At 66.2% G+C, this 15,254-nt stretch carries 11 protein-coding genes and 1 pseudogene; 4 read left to right on the forward strand and 8 right to left on the reverse strand.

Annotated elements, in window-relative coordinates; translation table 11 throughout:
• Positions 1-29: 29 nt before the first annotated feature.
• A complete protein-coding gene (locus tag ASE28_RS01485) occupies positions 30-1,022 on the reverse strand; it encodes a N4-gp56 family major capsid protein (protein ID WP_057264033.1) in 993 nt (330 codons plus the stop codon).
• Between the two features lie 26 nt (positions 1,023-1,048).
• The gene (locus ASE28_RS01490; protein WP_157421799.1) at positions 1,049-2,071 is read right to left on the reverse strand and encodes a hypothetical protein; all 1,023 of its coding nucleotides are present in this window, start codon (positions 2,069-2,071) and stop codon (positions 1,049-1,051) included.
• A gap of 179 nt (positions 2,072-2,250) precedes the next feature.
• Between ASE28_RS01490 and ASE28_RS01495 the strand changes: the two genes are divergently transcribed.
• The 4 genes from ASE28_RS01495 (at position 2,251) to ASE28_RS01505 (ending at position 4,478) form a co-directional block, all read left to right on the forward strand.
• The gene (locus ASE28_RS01495) at positions 2,251-3,066 is read left to right on the forward strand and encodes a hypothetical protein (RefSeq protein ID WP_057264037.1); all 816 of its coding nucleotides are present in this window, start codon (positions 2,251-2,253) and stop codon (positions 3,064-3,066) included.
• 11 nt (positions 3,067-3,077) lie between these two features.
• Positions 3,078-3,284 carry a hypothetical protein gene (locus ASE28_RS31760; RefSeq protein ID WP_157421800.1) on the forward strand — a complete coding sequence of 69 codons (207 nt, stop codon included), beginning with the start codon at positions 3,078-3,080 and terminating at the stop codon, positions 3,282-3,284.
• 165 nt (positions 3,285-3,449) lie between these two features.
• A complete protein-coding gene (locus ASE28_RS01500) occupies positions 3,450-4,184 on the forward strand; it encodes a hypothetical protein (protein WP_157421801.1) in 735 nt (244 codons plus the stop codon).
• Between the two features lie 15 nt (positions 4,185-4,199).
• Positions 4,200-4,478 carry a hypothetical protein gene (locus ASE28_RS01505; RefSeq protein WP_057264041.1) on the forward strand — a complete coding sequence of 93 codons (279 nt, stop codon included), beginning with the start codon at positions 4,200-4,202 and terminating at the stop codon, positions 4,476-4,478.
• Here the strand turns inward: ASE28_RS01505 and ASE28_RS33475 are convergent, their stop codons facing one another.
• The 6 genes and pseudogenes from ASE28_RS33475 to ASE28_RS01535 form a co-directional block, all read right to left on the reverse strand.
• The gene (locus ASE28_RS33475; RefSeq protein ID WP_369818109.1) at positions 4,479-11,825 is read right to left on the reverse strand and encodes an LPD38 domain-containing protein; all 7,347 of its coding nucleotides are present in this window, start codon (positions 11,823-11,825) and stop codon (positions 4,479-4,481) included. It lies immediately after the preceding gene.
• Positions 11,826-12,023: 198 nt separating this feature from the next.
• Positions 12,024-12,432: pseudogene (locus ASE28_RS33480) on the reverse strand (transglycosylase SLT domain-containing protein); the annotation flags it as partial.
• Positions 12,429-13,481 (reverse strand): hypothetical protein, encoded by a 1,053-nt coding sequence (locus tag ASE28_RS01520; RefSeq protein WP_057264048.1) that lies wholly within the window; start codon positions 13,479-13,481, stop codon positions 12,429-12,431. The pseudogene ASE28_RS33480 and the gene ASE28_RS01520, both read right to left, overlap by 4 nt.
• Positions 13,478-14,032, reverse strand: a complete 555-nt coding sequence (locus ASE28_RS01525) for a hypothetical protein (RefSeq protein WP_057264049.1) — start codon at positions 14,030-14,032, stop codon at positions 13,478-13,480. Before ASE28_RS01525 ends, ASE28_RS01520 begins: the two co-directional genes overlap by 4 nt.
• A gap of 9 nt (positions 14,033-14,041) precedes the next feature.
• Positions 14,042-14,989 carry a hypothetical protein gene (locus tag ASE28_RS01530; RefSeq protein ID WP_057264051.1) on the reverse strand — a complete coding sequence of 316 codons (948 nt, stop codon included), beginning with the start codon at positions 14,987-14,989 and terminating at the stop codon, positions 14,042-14,044.
• A gap of 3 nt (positions 14,990-14,992) precedes the next feature.
• A partial coding sequence (locus tag ASE28_RS01535) for a hypothetical protein (RefSeq protein ID WP_162262227.1) occupies positions 14,993-15,254 on the reverse strand: 262 nt, incomplete at its 5' end.

Genomic DNA, 15,254 nt, shown 5'->3' on the forward strand with positions numbered 1-15,254 from the left:
CCTGGTTTGCTGATCGCCAGTGCGCCTTGTTAGGCGCTGACGCCGTGCTCGATGCGCGTCATCCAGGCGTCGTTCAAGATCGCCGCCGCAGACCACAGCTTGAAAGCCACATGGCCGCGCTGGCCCATGGGGTCGCTGTCGCTGGGCTTGGGGTTCACCACGATGGGCGTGAGGCCCGAGCCGGAGGCGGATAGCTGCACCGTGGCGTAGGCTTCCTTGCCAACGACCACCGACTGGTACACGTCCACGTTGGTGCCACCCAGCATGCCGTTCAGCGTCGCGCTACCGGCGTTAGCCAGGGCCGCGTACAGCGTGGACGACATGAAGCGGATGTTCTCGAACGAGCCGACTTCAGCATCGCTGATCGCCTTGAACGAGCCGTAGTTCTGGATGCGCGTGTACCCGTTAGGGAACAGCGTCAGGTTCTGCAGGTCCAGCTCCACGTTGGGGTGGATGAAGCAGATGTAGCACTGCGGGATAGGCGTGGTGCCCACGCCGTCGCTGGCCGCCACCATCGTGGTCAGCGGGCGGGCATCCTGGGCCTTGAGCTGGCGGATGGCCCGGCGCGCCACGTTGGCGGTCATTGCGGTGTTCAGCGTGTTGCGCGCCACACCGTTGGCGTACATCACCTGGGAGCCGGCCTTGATGGTGTTGTACAGGATCATCTCCTGCGTCTGGCCGGCGGTCTCGCCCAGCGATTCGCTCAGCTCGGACAGCACGGGGTCTTCGTGCGTGTCTTGGATCACGTCGGTGATCTGCACGCGCTGGCCGTACTGGTCCAGAGTGGCCGACACGTCGGTGCTCGTGATGTTGCCGGCGGCAGGCGTCACGCCTTCGGTCAGCGGGGTGGTGGTCGGCGCCAGGCGGCCGTAGCGACGCCACTTGACCACCTTGGTCTTGCCCTTGGGCACGGCAGTGACCACGGCGAACTTCGCCATGTTCAGCATGGGCTGGGCACGCTCCAGCATCTTGTCCACCGCATAGGCGGCGGTACGGGGGGTGATATCACCGTAAACGGTCATGAACTACTCCTGATTCGATTGATTGGTCAGGCCGCCGGTTGCCGGGCGAGCCGCTGTCGGCGGAAGTACTCCACGTTCGCCTCGAAGTCGTCTTCAGGCGGCAGGCCTCCCTTGTTGCCGCTGTGGCGGCTGGGCAGACCTGCGGCGGACTGAAGGCGCGCGGCATTGGTGCTCGCGCGCTGGGCGGCCGGCTGTTGAGCGGGCGGCGCATTGCTTGCGGCAGGTTGTGGGTACACCGCAATGGGTGCTTTGCCTGCGCGGCGCAGGTGCGCGTCGTAGGCGTCCATCACGGCGATGGCTTCGCCAGGGTCTTGCCCTTGGTAGAAGGCCGCCTGTATGGGCTGCGGCTGGGTGCGGATCCAGGAGTTGAAATCCTGGCTGCGCACCAACTCCACCGCGTTCGGGTAAGTGTTCTGGAACGTCTGCATCGCGGCCTCGAAGGCGGCGGCGCGCTGTTCCTGCTGGCGCTGGTTGTGCTCTGCACGCAGGTCGTGCAGCGGCTCGACCATGCGGGCGGCGGTCTGCTCGGCCACCGTCGCGGCCTTCGCATCCACTGCCTGCAGGGCTTGCTGCACTGCGCCCACCAGGCCTTCCAGCTCGGGGAAGCCCTTGGCCTTTTCTGCCAGAGCCGCCAGCTTGGTTGCGGCGTCTTCACCGAGCGGCTGCTCGGGTGATGGCGCGGCCTTCTTCAAGGTGGCGTTCTCCTGCTCCAGCCGCTCAAGCTTGGCGCGGGCCTCGGACAGGTTGCGGTTGAGCGCGCCGACGCGGCCAAGCTCACTGCGGGCATGCTGCAGCTGCTGCTGCGTCTGCCGCAGTATCTCGGCGGGGTCGGCGGCCGGTGCTGGCGCGTTTCCGGCGTCAGTGGATTGCGCGGGAGCGGCAGCTGCTGCACCATCTGCTGGCGCGGGCGCTTCCGCTGGTGCGGGTGCCGGCGCTGGTGCAGTGGATGCCTCGGCCGCACGTTCCTGGCGCAACTCGTCGAGAGCTGCTGCCATCTGGTCTTCGGGGTCGAGGTTTTCCGTTCCTGCTGCTGGTGCTGCTGCGCTCATGTTGATCCTTCGGCGTGCCCCTTGCGGGGTAGAGGCGGTTGACACCGGGCACGTCGCCCGTGGTGGCAATGTCGAAGGGATCAAGGAAAAGGCGAACGCTTGGCATTAATGCCGTTGCGCCGTTTTAAGTTTTGTCTTTTGGGTTGCCGCTGCTACATTGATCCGAGGAGGGACAACGAATGACCATAGTGGTAACGATCAAGGTCAACGACGGCATGGTGCTGGCGTCTGACAGTGCAACAACCTTTTCCGACAGCGCCGGGACAACAGTGAAGGTCTACAACAACGCCAACAAGATCTTCAACCTGGTCAAAGGGCTGCCACTCGGCGCGATGACATACGGATCAGGCTCGATCGGAACGGCCTCAATCGCTACACTTTCCAAAGACTTACGCTTGGAGTTTGGCAAGCCCTCAAGCCCGTACCACTTTGATTTCCAAGACTACACCGTTGAGCAGGTCGCGAAGCTTGCCCACCAATTCTTCAAAGACAAGTTTCGGGAGGCATACCCGGACGGCAGGCCGAACGCCAGAATGGGCTACAGAATTACGGGATACGGGGCCACCGATAGCCTTGCCCAAGGATGGGAATTTTATGTAGGAGATGGCTCCGATGATCCGCCAGCGCGGTTCTACACCGAGGACTCCTACGGCCCCCGATGGGCGGGTGATGGCGAAGCGCTCGACCGACTTGTTTTGGGCTACAGCGCCCAAATCTATGATGGGTTGATTGAAGGCGGTTTGTCACCCGACGCCTGGGACTCGGCTCAGGAGTTGTTCGTGAAGCATGCGTATCGCGTGTTGTCGTTGCCAGCAATGCATATTCAAGATGCAATTGAGCTGGCGAAGTATCTGGCGGAAACAGCTGCAAAGTTCTCGCATTTCAGCCTTTTGGCCGCCACTATTGGTGGTCCAATTGAGATCGCTACAATCACGAAACACGAAGGTTTCAAATGGGTAGCAAGAAAACACTACTTTCCATCAACGCTGAATTAAGGAGTCGAGTCATGAATGACTACAACGCGACGAATGATCCAGCCCTGACAAAAAAGGCGGACTTGCTCAAACGTCAGGGTGACGGTGTAGTTGATTACGCTTACCAGAAATCTGCTCCGCTGAAGCCTCTTACGCGTCAGGTGCCAACGCCCGGCCGCAATAGTGACTCCTCAAAAGTGTTCCAAGGGGTCGGCTCCCGAGAAAAGGCCATTTGCTAATTCATGACCAAGGCCCGCAATCGCGGGCCTTGTCACATCTGGGCTTCTGCTAAATTTCGCCCATGCGCACCCTCGCCCTCCTCCTCGCCGCCCTGGCCAAGTAGTTCGATAAACCCTGAAACGTTTGCGCTAGCATGTTGGCTCCAACAACAGAGAGGGACACCCATGAAACGAATTGCAGTACTGGGCCTGGCGGTTGCGGCCTTGGCGGGATGTGGCGGTGGTGGTGGCGACAGCCCATCCACCCCATCGAACCCAGCTCCAGCGCAGGTTGAAGCCCAGAACATCTGGAAGAGCATCCTGTCGGCTGACAGGACCTACACCACCCGGGGCACGGGCTCCGATGGCGCGGCCTACGAAATCAGCACCAACATTCGCGTGCGGGGGCCCATCCAGTTCGCAAACAATACGACCACCGCGCCCAGCACTCACAACTCTGTCGAGGTGAACACCGCTGTCAAGCGGAACAACGTGGCCTACTCCAACACCAGCCTGCTGCTGGCTGTCCGGCCTGCAGACCTGAGCCTGGCCGGCGCATTGGATCCCGTGAATGGGACCTGCGTCGCACCTGATTCGAGTACCCAGACCCCACCTGTGCCAACAACCGCCGCGCTGAACGCATCAGGCAGCCTGTTGAGCGGGGCGGAGTACGTCTACAGCTCCACCAGCAGCCAGTGCACGCGAAACAACGTCCTGCGAGCACCCGCGCACAACCTCACCTGGTCCTACGAAGCGGACGCTGGCCGCCCGCTTTTCTGCATCAACTACGCAACCACGAACCCGGGCGACAACCGGATGCAGACCAACTGCATCGAGGTTGCGCAGGGCAACAACGTAGCGGGCACAGCGCGTGTCACGCTGTCGGCTGGCCAGTTGACGCTGACTGCGAAGAACTATTGAGGCCAAAATAGCGCCATGCGCATCCTTTCCGCTGCCATCATTGCCGCGCTGACCAGCGCCGCTGCCTGGGCCCAGTTGCCAGATCGTGGCAGCTGGATGGCCGGCGGGGATGACGGCGGCAGCGGGCTGCCGGGTGGCGGCTTCAGCTGGTTCGTCGTCGGCTATTTCGTGGTGTTCGCCGTACTCGCTTACCTGGTGCCCCGTCGCTTCACGCAGTGGGTGGTCGGGGTCGCAGTGGCGATCCCCTTCCTGTACTGGGGCAGCGTGTGGGCAATGGCCGCTCTCCAGCGGTAGTTACTTGCCAGCTTCGGCCTGGTCCTCCGCAACCGCATCGATGAACTCCCGGTAGATGCCGGACTCCTCGGCCTCCAGTTTCTTCACCTGGGCCCGCTTGAAGGCCATCGAAGTGCTGTCGTCCAGCATGATCTCTTCGACCTCGTCACGGATTTCCTTGATGTGCTTGCTGCTGCGCTCCATCATCTTGACCAGGCCGAGCAGCTCGCCGCGCTGCTCTTCAACGCGCTCCCAGCCAACCTCGTCGCCCATTTTCTTGGCGCGGTCACGGTCCTGATCGGCTCGGCGCACGCCCTTGGCGGCGGTCCAGTACTGCCTGCGGTCATCACCGATCCTGTCCTCCCGCGCGAAACCCCGAGCGATGGGCATCTCCGACAGGTCCGGCATCAGCGCCGCGCGGTCTGGATCGTCGGGGGAGTCATAGTGCTCTTTGCCCAGACGGAGCAGGCCTGCCAGGTCCGCGGCAAACACCCCCGCCCCACCCGTCAGCGTGCGCGTCCAGTACTTCAGCGTCTCTGGGCTCACGTCCACCAGCCCGGCCTGCGTCTGCGTGCCCCCTGAAGCTGCATTGAGCTGGTCGGCGATGGTCTGGTACACCGAGGTTCGCGTGCTGCGGTACGCCCGCAGGTGTTCCGGCCGGCTCTCGTCGAACTTGCTGTCGGGCACGATGTCGCCGCCCAGGCCCGAGCGGTTCACACCGGCACGCAACGCGGCGCGCATCAGCTCGCCGCCGGCGACGCCGGGCACCAGCTCCACCAGGCCGCGCGTGTCGCCGCCGTCGGCATAGGGTTTGACCGGCAGGAACTGGTCAGCGAACAGCAGCGCCAGATCAAGCGCCACCTTGTCCACATCCTTGCCCTGCTGCAGGTCATGCGCCGCGTTGCCGATACCGAAGAACGCCCCCAGGCCGTAGGGCATGGGCAGCGTGATGTAGCTGTCCGCCCCCGTCCGGATGATCAGGTTCTTGGCCTTCACGTCTGGGCTGATGCGCTCCCATGCCTTCTTGTCTTCGTCGTCGCCCCCGAACTGTGCCTGGGCCAGTGCGTAGAAGAGCCCGGCCATGCCGGCCACCATGGCCCAGCCCTGCTCGCGGTGCTTGCCGTGCACCATGGCATCGGCCAGCGCGGCCGTGCCCTGGATGCTGGCGTTCAGGAACAGATACCAGCCGCCCACGGTGCGCGTGGCCTCGCCGTTGCGGTTGAAGTTCAGCAGCTCTTTGGCGGCGCTGGCGCTGGCCCGCAGGTCGTTGCCCTCCTGCTGCATGGCCTCGAAGACTGACAGCCGCATGGCCGACTCGCCGGCGCCGTTCAGGACCTCGATCAGCTTCAGGCCGCTCTTGATCGACTTGCGCATGGCCGTGCGCACGCCGCGCACCGTGCCGTCACCCCGGGCCGTGGCGAAGGCGCCGCGGGCATCATCGAAGGTGGCCTGCACGTCCTCGCCGATGCGCGCCAGGTCGCCCAGGTACGCGGCCCCCGTGCTGCCGCCCGACAGGCGGTATTGCGCCACCGACCCCGTGGCCTTGCCTGTGAAACCGTAGCGGATCAGCTTGGCCATCGCCATCGGGTAGTTCTTCACCGCCCGGGCCGACACGCCAGCGCCGTACTTGGCCGTGGTGATGGCCAGGCCTGCCGTGAAGTCGCGGGCGATGTTCTTCAGCAGGAACTCGGGGTTGTACGCCGTGTACGCCTTGGACAGAGCGCCGTTGATCTCGCGGTTCACCTTCATCAGCGTGGTCAACGACTCGACGCCCATGTGCTTGTAGGCCCTGGCCAAGCCCTCGTCGTTGAGCTGCACGCGCACGGCGTGGCCCTTCACGTAGACCTGGGCCTCGTTCGGCTGCAGCATGGGTGTAGCCATCGACACCACCATCGGGTCGGCCTTCACAGGCTTCACCTGCAGCTTCATCCCGGGGTTCGCACCCACAAACTGCAGCGCTTGGTTCGACGTGGTGAAAGTGTCCACCACGATGCCATCGGGCGTGCGCACCTCGTACATCGTCCCCTGCTTGAGCACCCGGCGGCGCTCGGGCTGGTTGATGGTGGCGATGTCTGGGTTGTTGAGCTCGTCCACCAGCACCAGCATGGCCTGGCCCACCTTGTTCTTTTCGGCGAGCATGATCGCCCGCTCGTGGTCGCGCAGGATGTTCTCGATGATCTTCTCATCCCGCGCGCCGTGGCCCAGGGCGCGCTTCTGGCGGCCGTCCACAGACAGGCCCTTGCCCACCCCGCCCTTCTTGGCTTCGTCGCCGCCCTTGAGCGGCACGTAGTTCTTGTAGGCGGCGCCCCAAGCATCGGCCATCTCCTGGCTGATGATCCCCGCATCGAGCAGGATCTGCCGCGTGCTATCGGTGATGGCCTGCACCTCGGTGGCCAGCGCCGCCAGGCCCTGGGGCGCCTTGGCCAGGATGGCCTGGGCCTCGGCATTCGTCATACCGGAACCATTCTGGATCTTCGGGTCGATGCTCTCGATCTGGGCGTTGCGCTCCTCGGCGTGCGCCGCGTGCAGGTACTCGGCCACCTGCTCGGTGGTGAAGCCTGCCTTCTGGATCCGGTCGATCACCGGCTTGACCGTGCCCTCGCGGAAGTCTTCCACCCGCGTGGCCACGGTGCCGTGCATGCGCGCCTCGTAGCCCCACACGTCGGCCTCGCTCGACAGCTGGATGCCGTTGTCACGGGCCCAGTTGCTCAGCACGGTGATGCGGTTCAGCTTGTCCTGCATCACGCGTTGCACCTTGCGGAAACCCGTCTCGGCCGGCAGCGGCGATCGCGCGGGCGTAGCACCGGCAGCGGTCGCCGGCTGACCCTGTGCTGCTGGCGGAGCCGCGCGGCTGAACATCGGGCCAGCTTCACCGCTCGACGGCAAATCCGCCTCTGTTTTATAATTGGCGCGGAAGCCGACAGCTCGCCGTACCACCCCAGGCAATTGGAGCCTGGCAGTCGTGGCGAGTTGTCGGCTTTCCTCTTTGTGGGCGTACAACAGGAGGCCCTTGCTCAGCCAGCCCGAAATGGCAGCATCGGCGTTGTCCTTGGGGTATGCAGTGGGGACGTACACCACTTCTGCCCGGCCCTGCCGGCCATTGGGCTCGACAGCCACCACGACGGGCTTTCCGCTCACCACCAGGCTCGTCACCATGGTGAACCGTCCGGGCTGTGTGTCGCTCTTGAAAACCAGCACGGGGTTGGCCATCAAGCTGCCCAGGTTGTTCAAGTCCGCGCGTGGCACGCCGTGCTCGATGTGCATCTTGGCGATCAAGTCGCGGTTCGTGAAAACAGGCTTTCGTGCCACCCCCAACATCTGCAGGACAGCAGGGGTTTCGATGCCGAGCGGGACCTGTACGCGTAGCGCGTCTCGGTCATCCTTGACCCCCGCCGTGATGGCTGCGCGCACTTCGGCCGCAAAGTCCACTGCTTCGCCGTCCCGGCTGTACTGCACGTCACCGGCGATTTGGTCCCCAGCATCCGCAGCACCGTCCAGCTCGCCAGCATGGTCAGGGTTCTCGCGCTGCGCGATCGCGAATCCCAGGTCCACCAGGTCCTGGGCGGCGAAAGCCTCGGGGTTGCTCATAAGCTTGCCGAACACCTGCTGGATGGCGTGGCGGACGCGCGCCATCCAGCCCTGCACCGTGGTGATGGGCCGCATGGCCGTGGGCGTGATGCCCATCTCGGTGGCCACCTGCAGGGCATAGGGGAACAGCTCCTGCGTGGAGTACTTGCCGGCGTCGGCGCCAGCGGGCCGCGAAGACTGCACGCGCGCGGCGGCTTCGTCGTACACCTGGCGCTCAAGGCTGCCCTCTGCCGCAGTGGCCCAGCCGCCGATGGTGTCGTGCAGCAGGTCCCAACCCTTCTTGCCCAGCACCGCCTGGCCGTGCTTGTGCATCAGCTCATGGGCGGCCACGGCCACTTCTTGGCCGGCCTTGATGTGGTCGGCGATCAGGAACACCGTGCGGCTGAGCGGGTCGTAGAACCCCGCAGCCCGGCCGCCCTGCTCGGCGCCCATGGCCACGGGGCCGATCAGCGGCTCCCAGTCGGCCTTGATCTGGCTCGAGGTGGCTACCACCACGCTGCCGAGGCCCCCAGGCAACCGACCGTTGCTGCCCACCAGTTGCTCTACGGCCGCCTGCACCGACTCGATAGTGGCGGTACCTGTGGCCCTCAGGATGGCGGCGGACAAGTCCGGCGCCATCTCGCGCGAGTACTGCGAGTCGTCAGTACCGTAGAGGTCCAGCCCTCCCTGTCGGCGGTCTGCTTCGCGTCCCGTGTTGATGTCTTGTGACCCGAGCTCGAAGCCCTCAGGGCCCGGCGCAGCATTGCGTTGTTCGCGCTCCTGCTCGGCACGGCGCAAGCGCTCGTCGTGCGCGGCCTGCTGGTTGGTATTGGGGGTGTCGCCCAGCAGATCGCTGCCGGGCTGGCCGGTCAGGTCTTGCGCTGCTGCGCTGCCGCTTCGGCCTGGCGCTCCCGCTCGTGACGACTCAGCAGCATCGCCGCCGCGATCTTCACTGCGGCTGGCGATGGCTTCTTCGAGCCTGGCTTGGGCTGCTCGGTTGTATGCGTCTTGGCTGGAGTTTGCATGGTCGCGAACAATATCGGTCAATACCTCAGCGGCGTCAAGGCCCTTGGCCTCGAGCATCGCCAACAATGCGTTCACTTCGGCCTGCAGAGCCGGATCGGCATCGCTGAAGCCACTGGCGTCGTAGTCCTCAGCGGTGAAGGCGGTGGCCTGGTCGAAGGGATCGGGCTCACCGTTCCACTCCGCTTCTTCCTGCATGGCCAGAAAGTCCTCGAAGCGTGCGCTCTCCTCGGCCTGCGCAACGCGCTCCCACCCCTCCGGCGTGTACTGCGGCTGGGACAAGCTGCGCTTGACCAGCGCCAGGGCATCGTTGTTGCTCGCGCCACGCTGCAAATAGCCCTGGGCAACCAGCTTTTCCGTGGCCTGTTCGATGGTCAGCCCCTTGCCTTTGCCTGCGTACAGCGTGCGGTTTCCCACACGAGGATTGCCCTCGACCCCCAGGTCAGCCCGGGCCGCCTGGTTCATGCCGCCCTCAGCGGCGATGAAGGCATGAGCAGGAATAGGCGCACCCTTCGCGCTGGTGTTGGGGTTTCGCAGCCGCTTTGCCGCATTGGCCTGGGCGGCCAGCTGCGCGGGCGTCTTCTCGGCCAGCGCGTAGCCGCCATCTACGGCGACAACCCGCATGGTCGGCTGCAGCTTCTTGGCGGCCGCCGCTGCATTGCGTGTGGCGAAGGGCTTGCCGCCACCATCCAGCGGCACGTTGTCCAGCCCCAGGCGGCCGGCTGTGCTGCTGGGTACTGGCGCCCGGGAGGTCGCAGGGCCTGACGCTCGCGCGAACGCTATGTCAGCCACGTCGGTGGTTCGGGCTCGCGCTCCGGGTACAGGGGCGGCCGGTACTGCCGCATCAGATCGCGCGATCGCGGGCGCGGTGCCGGCGCCTGGGGTGGCGGTGGGCTGGGATGCTTGCGCTTGGCGGGCATTTGCTGCCTCCGGTGCGGTGACTGCTGGGGCGGGCGCCGGGGCGGCGGGCAGACGGAACGCATGGCGCGCCTGGGTTGCTACGGTCTTGCTCACGATCACGCCCTTGGGCGCACCACGGATGGCCCCCGCCGGCACGCCAGAGGCAACCAGGTGCGCGCGCACCGCCTTCGCATCGCCGCGCAGCTCAACCTGGCCGCTGGGGAGGTCGACCATCTCCACCGGCGGCGGGGGCGCAGGCGATGGCTGCGGCTCGGCACGTTCCTTGATCTGCGCTTCCAGGCTGCTGTTGTCGGCGCCGCGATCCGGCACCGTGACCGCAGGCGTGTTCTCGCTGGGCAGGTTCGGCGCCACGAAGGCCTGGGCCCGTCCCAGCAGCTCGGCGGTGCGCTCGCGCTCTGCGGCCGTCAGCGGGGCTTGGCCCAACGTCTGCAGCTGCCTATCGATGGCTGGCAGAGTGCGGCTCGCCGCGTACCCGTTAGCCTCGCCATAGCTCGCCGTCAGGTCATCCAGCACACGCTGGCGGGCCTTTACGGCCAGGGTGTCGGCCTGGCCCTGCTGCGTTTCGGCGGAGCTTGCCTGCGCGGTGGCAGCGGCCCGGCCCTGGGCGGACTGCTCATCGGCTGCCACCATGGCTTCGATTTGGCGTGTCTCGTCGGCATCTCGCGCGGCCCGTGCCTCGGTGGCCAGGCGCTGCACGTCCGCCTGCGTGGTGGCCGGCTCGGTCTGTACCTGGGGCGCAGCACCCGGCTCGGCATCCAGCAGGGCCTGCGTGCGGGCGCGGGCAATCTCCTGCTTTTGCTGGGGAGACAGCGGGCCAGTGGCTGGCTGGGCGTCCACGGCCGGCGCTGCCGGCGCCACCGTGGCGGCCTGGGCTGGCGCCTGCCCGGGGGCGGCGGGCTGGCCGGGGCCGCCCAGTTCGGAGCGCGCCATGTCCACCGCAGAGGCGATGCTGATCTCGCCCTCTCCGGCGGGCTCAACACGGTCCGCACGTGGCGCTGGCGGGACTGGAGGCGCTTTGGGCGTGGTGGACTGGTCTTCCACGCGCGGCGCGCCGAAGTTCCCCGCCACGTCCACGCCACCACCAACCACCGCCCCCAGCGTGCCGGCCACGGCCAGGCGCTTGCCAGCGTTGGTGAAATTGGGCGTCTCACCGGTGCCCACGGCCTCGCCCGTCACCTGGCCAAGCTCCTCGCCAACCTCCTGCAGACCCTCGCGCGCCGCACCCTTAGCCACGCCCATGGCGCCGCCCTTGACGACCTGCCCAGCCGCCTGCCGCGCCAGCGCAACCTCGGCGCCCCCCCCGGTCAGTTTGCCGGCGATCACGCTGAAGGGCACGGTGATGCCGGCCGCCTTGTAGGCATCCTCCATGGGCACGCCCTTGTCCACCAGCCCGGCGAACACATCGGCGGCGTTCTGCGCTGCTGTGGCGCTGATGCCGGCGGCCTTCTGCGCAGTGGCCACGCGCGAGGCGAGCGCGGCCGTGTCGAGCGCCGCAGCTGCCTTGCCGGCCGTTGCTGCCTTCCCGGCCAGACCAGCCGCGCCCACCGGCAGCAGCATGCTCCCCAGCGTGGGCAGCACCTGGTCAGCCAGCGCGCCCTTATTGTTCAGGAGAGCGTCCTTGATGCCCACATTGGGGTCGGCCATGTCCCGCTGGAAATTCTCGCGCTGCGCCGCCGCGCGATCAGACCCGACCATCGACCGGATGACGCCAAGCCGCTCCTCCATGGAGTCCGAAAGGTCCTTGCCCACCGCGTCTCCCGTGGCAAAGCGGGCCAGGTCGGCCAAGCCCTTGACGGCTGTGCCGCCGACTTGCAGCACGCCAGCCGTGGTGTCCTGCAGCACCGATCCCACGGTCATGCCGGGCACCTCGCGGCGCGCGGGCGCCTTTGCGGCCACTGCAGCGGCGGCCGGTGCCGGTGCTGCCTCCGGCGCGGGGGCTGGCTGCGGCGCTCGGAGCTTCAGGTCATCGGCCACCGAGAACACCGTGTTCAGGTAGCCCTGCGTCTCGGCGGGCGCGCGCCCCCGCCAGTCGTCGGCATCGAAGGCCTTGTGGTNCCGCTACGGCCTTGCCGTAGTCGCCGCCGAACTTCTCCAGGTTGGAGCGCATGTAAGCAGCCATACCGAAGATCGACTGGATAGGGTCCGTGGGGTCGATGCCGAAGCGCTCGGCCGTCGCCGGCATGAACTGGGCAATGCCCACTGCGCCGGTGCGACTCTTCACCTTTCCGCTGATCACATCGGGGCGGAAGCCGCTCTCTGCGAAGACCATGCCACGCAGCACGTCCGAGTCCACGCCGTATTCCTGGCCGGCGGCATCGAACACAGCATCGAACTCGGCTGGCACGCTGGCCTTGCCGCGTGCTGGTGCCGGCCCGTGATCCATAGGGGCGCGGACGGGCGCCACTTCCTCGTCGGGCAGCGCGTCGAGGGAAACGCCACGGGTAGCGAGCTGAAACAGGTTCATGGCTTCTTCAGGAAGGATCCGGGCTGGTACTGGAACGCCTTGGCGGCTTCGGCGGGGGAACGTGGCTTGGGCAGCACGGTGGTCGGGCTGGGGGCCTTGGCGGTGGCACCCGGCTGGTAGTCGTTCAAGGCCGGTGCCAGGGCGGCGCCGTCCATGGCATCGCGGCGCGATTCCATTTCCTGGATCCGCGTCTGCAGCGCTGGCTTGTCTTTCGGGCGCGCCTCGCCCAGTTGCTTGTAGGCGCCAGCGATCTGGCGGTCCAGCGCCCGCGCGTCTTGCGCCTGGCGGTTTGCGCCGGCATTGGTCACCGTGGCTGCTGTACGCTCGCGCGTGGCGTCTATGCGTTGCTGTGCCAGGTCTTCCTTCCCGCTCTCGTCCTTCGTACCGCTGTACTTCTGGAACGCCCCTGAGGCTTCGGGCAATGACCCGCCGCGCTGCATGACCTGGGCGGCGTTGGCCGTGCCCAGGTCGTTCAGGCCGAACTGGCGCTCAGCCTTTGCGTGGTCGTCCAGCTTGGCCGGGTCAAGGAAGGCCGTGTAAGCCCGCTGCAGTGCCTGCGTTCCCTTGTCGGCGTCGTACCGCGCGCGCTCCAGCGTGGTGGTCGGAGGTGCGGCCTCCATGTCGCCAGCGCGGTCGTAGCGTGCGAAGTCGCCGGGCGTGGCTGCAACGCCCACCATCCGTGGCCGGTTGAACATCTTGTCGGCCATGCGATCGGCCGCGTTGTCCCCGTGGAAAGTGCGCGTCGCCGCGACCACGCGATCCTGTTCCTCGGGCGTCTTCGCCTGCATGGCTAGGGCCGCCAGGTTGATGCCCTTGCCCCCACCGCCGCCCCCCGCTCCACCGCCCAGCTCAGACCGCATCTGCATCATCTGCTCCTGCTGCATCAGCTTGTCCTCGGCGCGCTGGCGCTGCAGATCAAGCGCTCCCTGCTGCCGCTCCTGCATGAGCGCGCGCTGGCTGGCCAGCCGTTCCTCATCGGCCGCCATGGCCGACATGCCAGAGCCCACGCCCTGCAGCGTGCCGCCCAACAGATTCGCGAAGAAGCTCATTGCATACCCCCTTGCTGCGCCATCTGCGCCAGGTTCATGCCCGCAGGGCCTGGCGCTGGTGGTGGCTGCTGGCCGGCGGCCTGCGCGCCTTGTTGCGCCTGTTCAGGCGACGGCAGCAGACCCTCTTCCGCATCCATGCGCATGTACTCGGCAATCGACTCCTGCATGACCTGCTGCAGGAAGCCTTCGATCTGATCGTCGGGCACCATGCCGGTGTCGTTGGCCAGGCCGGCGATGTCCTTCACGAACTGCACGCCCACATGCAACATCACCGCAGGATCGATGGGCTGGCCGGCCTTCTCCGACTCCATCGCCAGGAAGCGCAGGGTCTGAGTGCCGAACTTCACCGCCGCGCCTGCAGGGTCGATGTCCATGGCGGCCTTCCATTCCTCTGCCGATTCACCCAGAAGCTGGCGCGCGCGGCCCAGCAGCATGTCGAACTGGGCCTGCTGCTCGGGGGTGGCCGGGGTCTTGCCACCGGTGGTACCAACGGTCGGGTCTGCTGCGGGATCTTGCTCAGGCGCACCCTGGGCCATTTCGTTGAGGTTCATGGTGGTCCTTTACTGCACGATGCGGGTGGTGGCGGTGCTGGTGTAGCGCTTCTTCTGCCAGTCGAGCTTGTCCTTCTCGGCCTTGGCATTGGCCGCGCCGCTGATGCCGCCGCCCACGCCCTTGATCAGCTCGCCCACGGCCTTGTCGTTGCTGAGCAGCTTGTCGAAGAAGCTGCCGGGCTTGGTGGCTGGCGTGCTGCCGGTCGTCTTGGGCGGCTCCACGCCCTTGCTGATATCGCCGGCCTTGAGTTGCTGACCTGTAGTGGCTTTGGCTCCAGCAGCATTGGTGCCTGTGGCATCCTGGTTGGTGACCACGTTTTGAGTCGCGGAGGCCTTCGCTCCTGCGGCGTCAGAGGCGGCTGCGCCAGTCTGCGCGGTGCTGGAAGTGTTGGTCGCTGCTGTAATGGCCTTGGTATCCGTTCCCACTGGGGCGGTGCTGTCCAACAGGTTCACGCCCTTGGCTGGTCCAATGGAGTTGAGCTCCACCGAATTCATGTCGCCTGGGCTGTAGGTGCTGTTGCCCAAGCTGTCCGTGGTGCCCGAGAAGTCGCCCGTGGTCAGTGCCCCGACGCCATCCGCCAGGTCGAAGGCACCCGCCGCCGAGTTCGCGCCGAAGGCGTTGGTCCCGTCCAGCATGGCCTTGGTACTCAGCGCGCCGCCTGCCTCGGTCAGGCCCGCAGCCCCCTCTGCCCCGCTGCCAAAATCAAATCCGCCGTTCACAGCGCCATACACCGCCCCCGCGACGTTGGCGATCATCACAAGATCCTCGCCGAACACTTTGGAGGCTGCTTTGTTGATTTTGTTGTTGACGCCGCTCACCTGGAAAGCCACCGAAACGGCGGCGGAAACGATGGTGGTCGCAGCCGCGGCCCCCACTGCAGCAGTCAGACCTACAGCCCCCGCAATGCCGGCAGCAGCACCCGTGTAGCTCAAAAGAATGGGGACGATGATGGCCATGGATCAGCTCTCCAGTGCGGACACGTAAGCCGTGCCCATGACGCCAAAGCCGCGGCGGGCCATGACCTTTTTGAAACGTGCCGCATCGGCGATGCCGGCGTAGTCGTGCACCACGAACTGCACAGCACGCATGCGCGTGGCCCAGCCCTGCAGCGCTGCCAGCAGGCGCAGGCCCGAGCCGTCCTCGGCGTACCAGAGCAGTTCGTAGGCGGTCTGCCGGCGGTTGAAAAGACCGGGCTGCACGATGCCCGCGATCAGGCCGCGC

It is taken from the genome of Acidovorax sp. Root219, from assembly GCF_001428665.1.
In the GTDB taxonomy this organism is placed as follows: Bacteria; Pseudomonadota; Gammaproteobacteria; order Burkholderiales; family Burkholderiaceae_C; genus Acidovorax.

Coding starts and splice junctions, on each gene's coding strand:
- ASE28_RS01485 (WP_057264033.1), bottom strand. CDS start 1,022: ATGACCGTTTACGGTGATATCACCCCCCGTACCGCCGCCTATGCGGTG.
- ASE28_RS01490 (WP_157421799.1), bottom strand. CDS start 2,071: ATGAGCGCAGCAGCACCAGCAGCAGGAACGGAAAACCTCGACCCCGAA.
- ASE28_RS01495 (WP_057264037.1), top strand. CDS start 2,251: ATGACCATAGTGGTAACGATCAAGGTCAACGACGGCATGGTGCTGGCG.
- ASE28_RS31760 (WP_157421800.1), top strand. CDS start 3,078: ATGAATGACTACAACGCGACGAATGATCCAGCCCTGACAAAAAAGGCG.
- ASE28_RS01500 (WP_157421801.1), top strand. CDS start 3,450: ATGAAACGAATTGCAGTACTGGGCCTGGCGGTTGCGGCCTTGGCGGGA.
- ASE28_RS01505 (WP_057264041.1), top strand. CDS start 4,200: ATGCGCATCCTTTCCGCTGCCATCATTGCCGCGCTGACCAGCGCCGCT.
- ASE28_RS33475 (WP_369818109.1), bottom strand. CDS start 11,825: ATGACCGTGGGATCGGTGCTGCAGGACACCACGGCTGGCGTGCTGCAA.
- ASE28_RS01520 (WP_057264048.1), bottom strand. CDS start 13,481: ATGAGCTTCTTCGCGAATCTGTTGGGCGGCACGCTGCAGGGCGTGGGC.
- ASE28_RS01525 (WP_057264049.1), bottom strand. CDS start 14,032: ATGAACCTCAACGAAATGGCCCAGGGTGCGCCTGAGCAAGATCCCGCA.
- ASE28_RS01530 (WP_057264051.1), bottom strand. CDS start 14,989: ATGGCCATCATCGTCCCCATTCTTTTGAGCTACACGGGTGCTGCTGCC.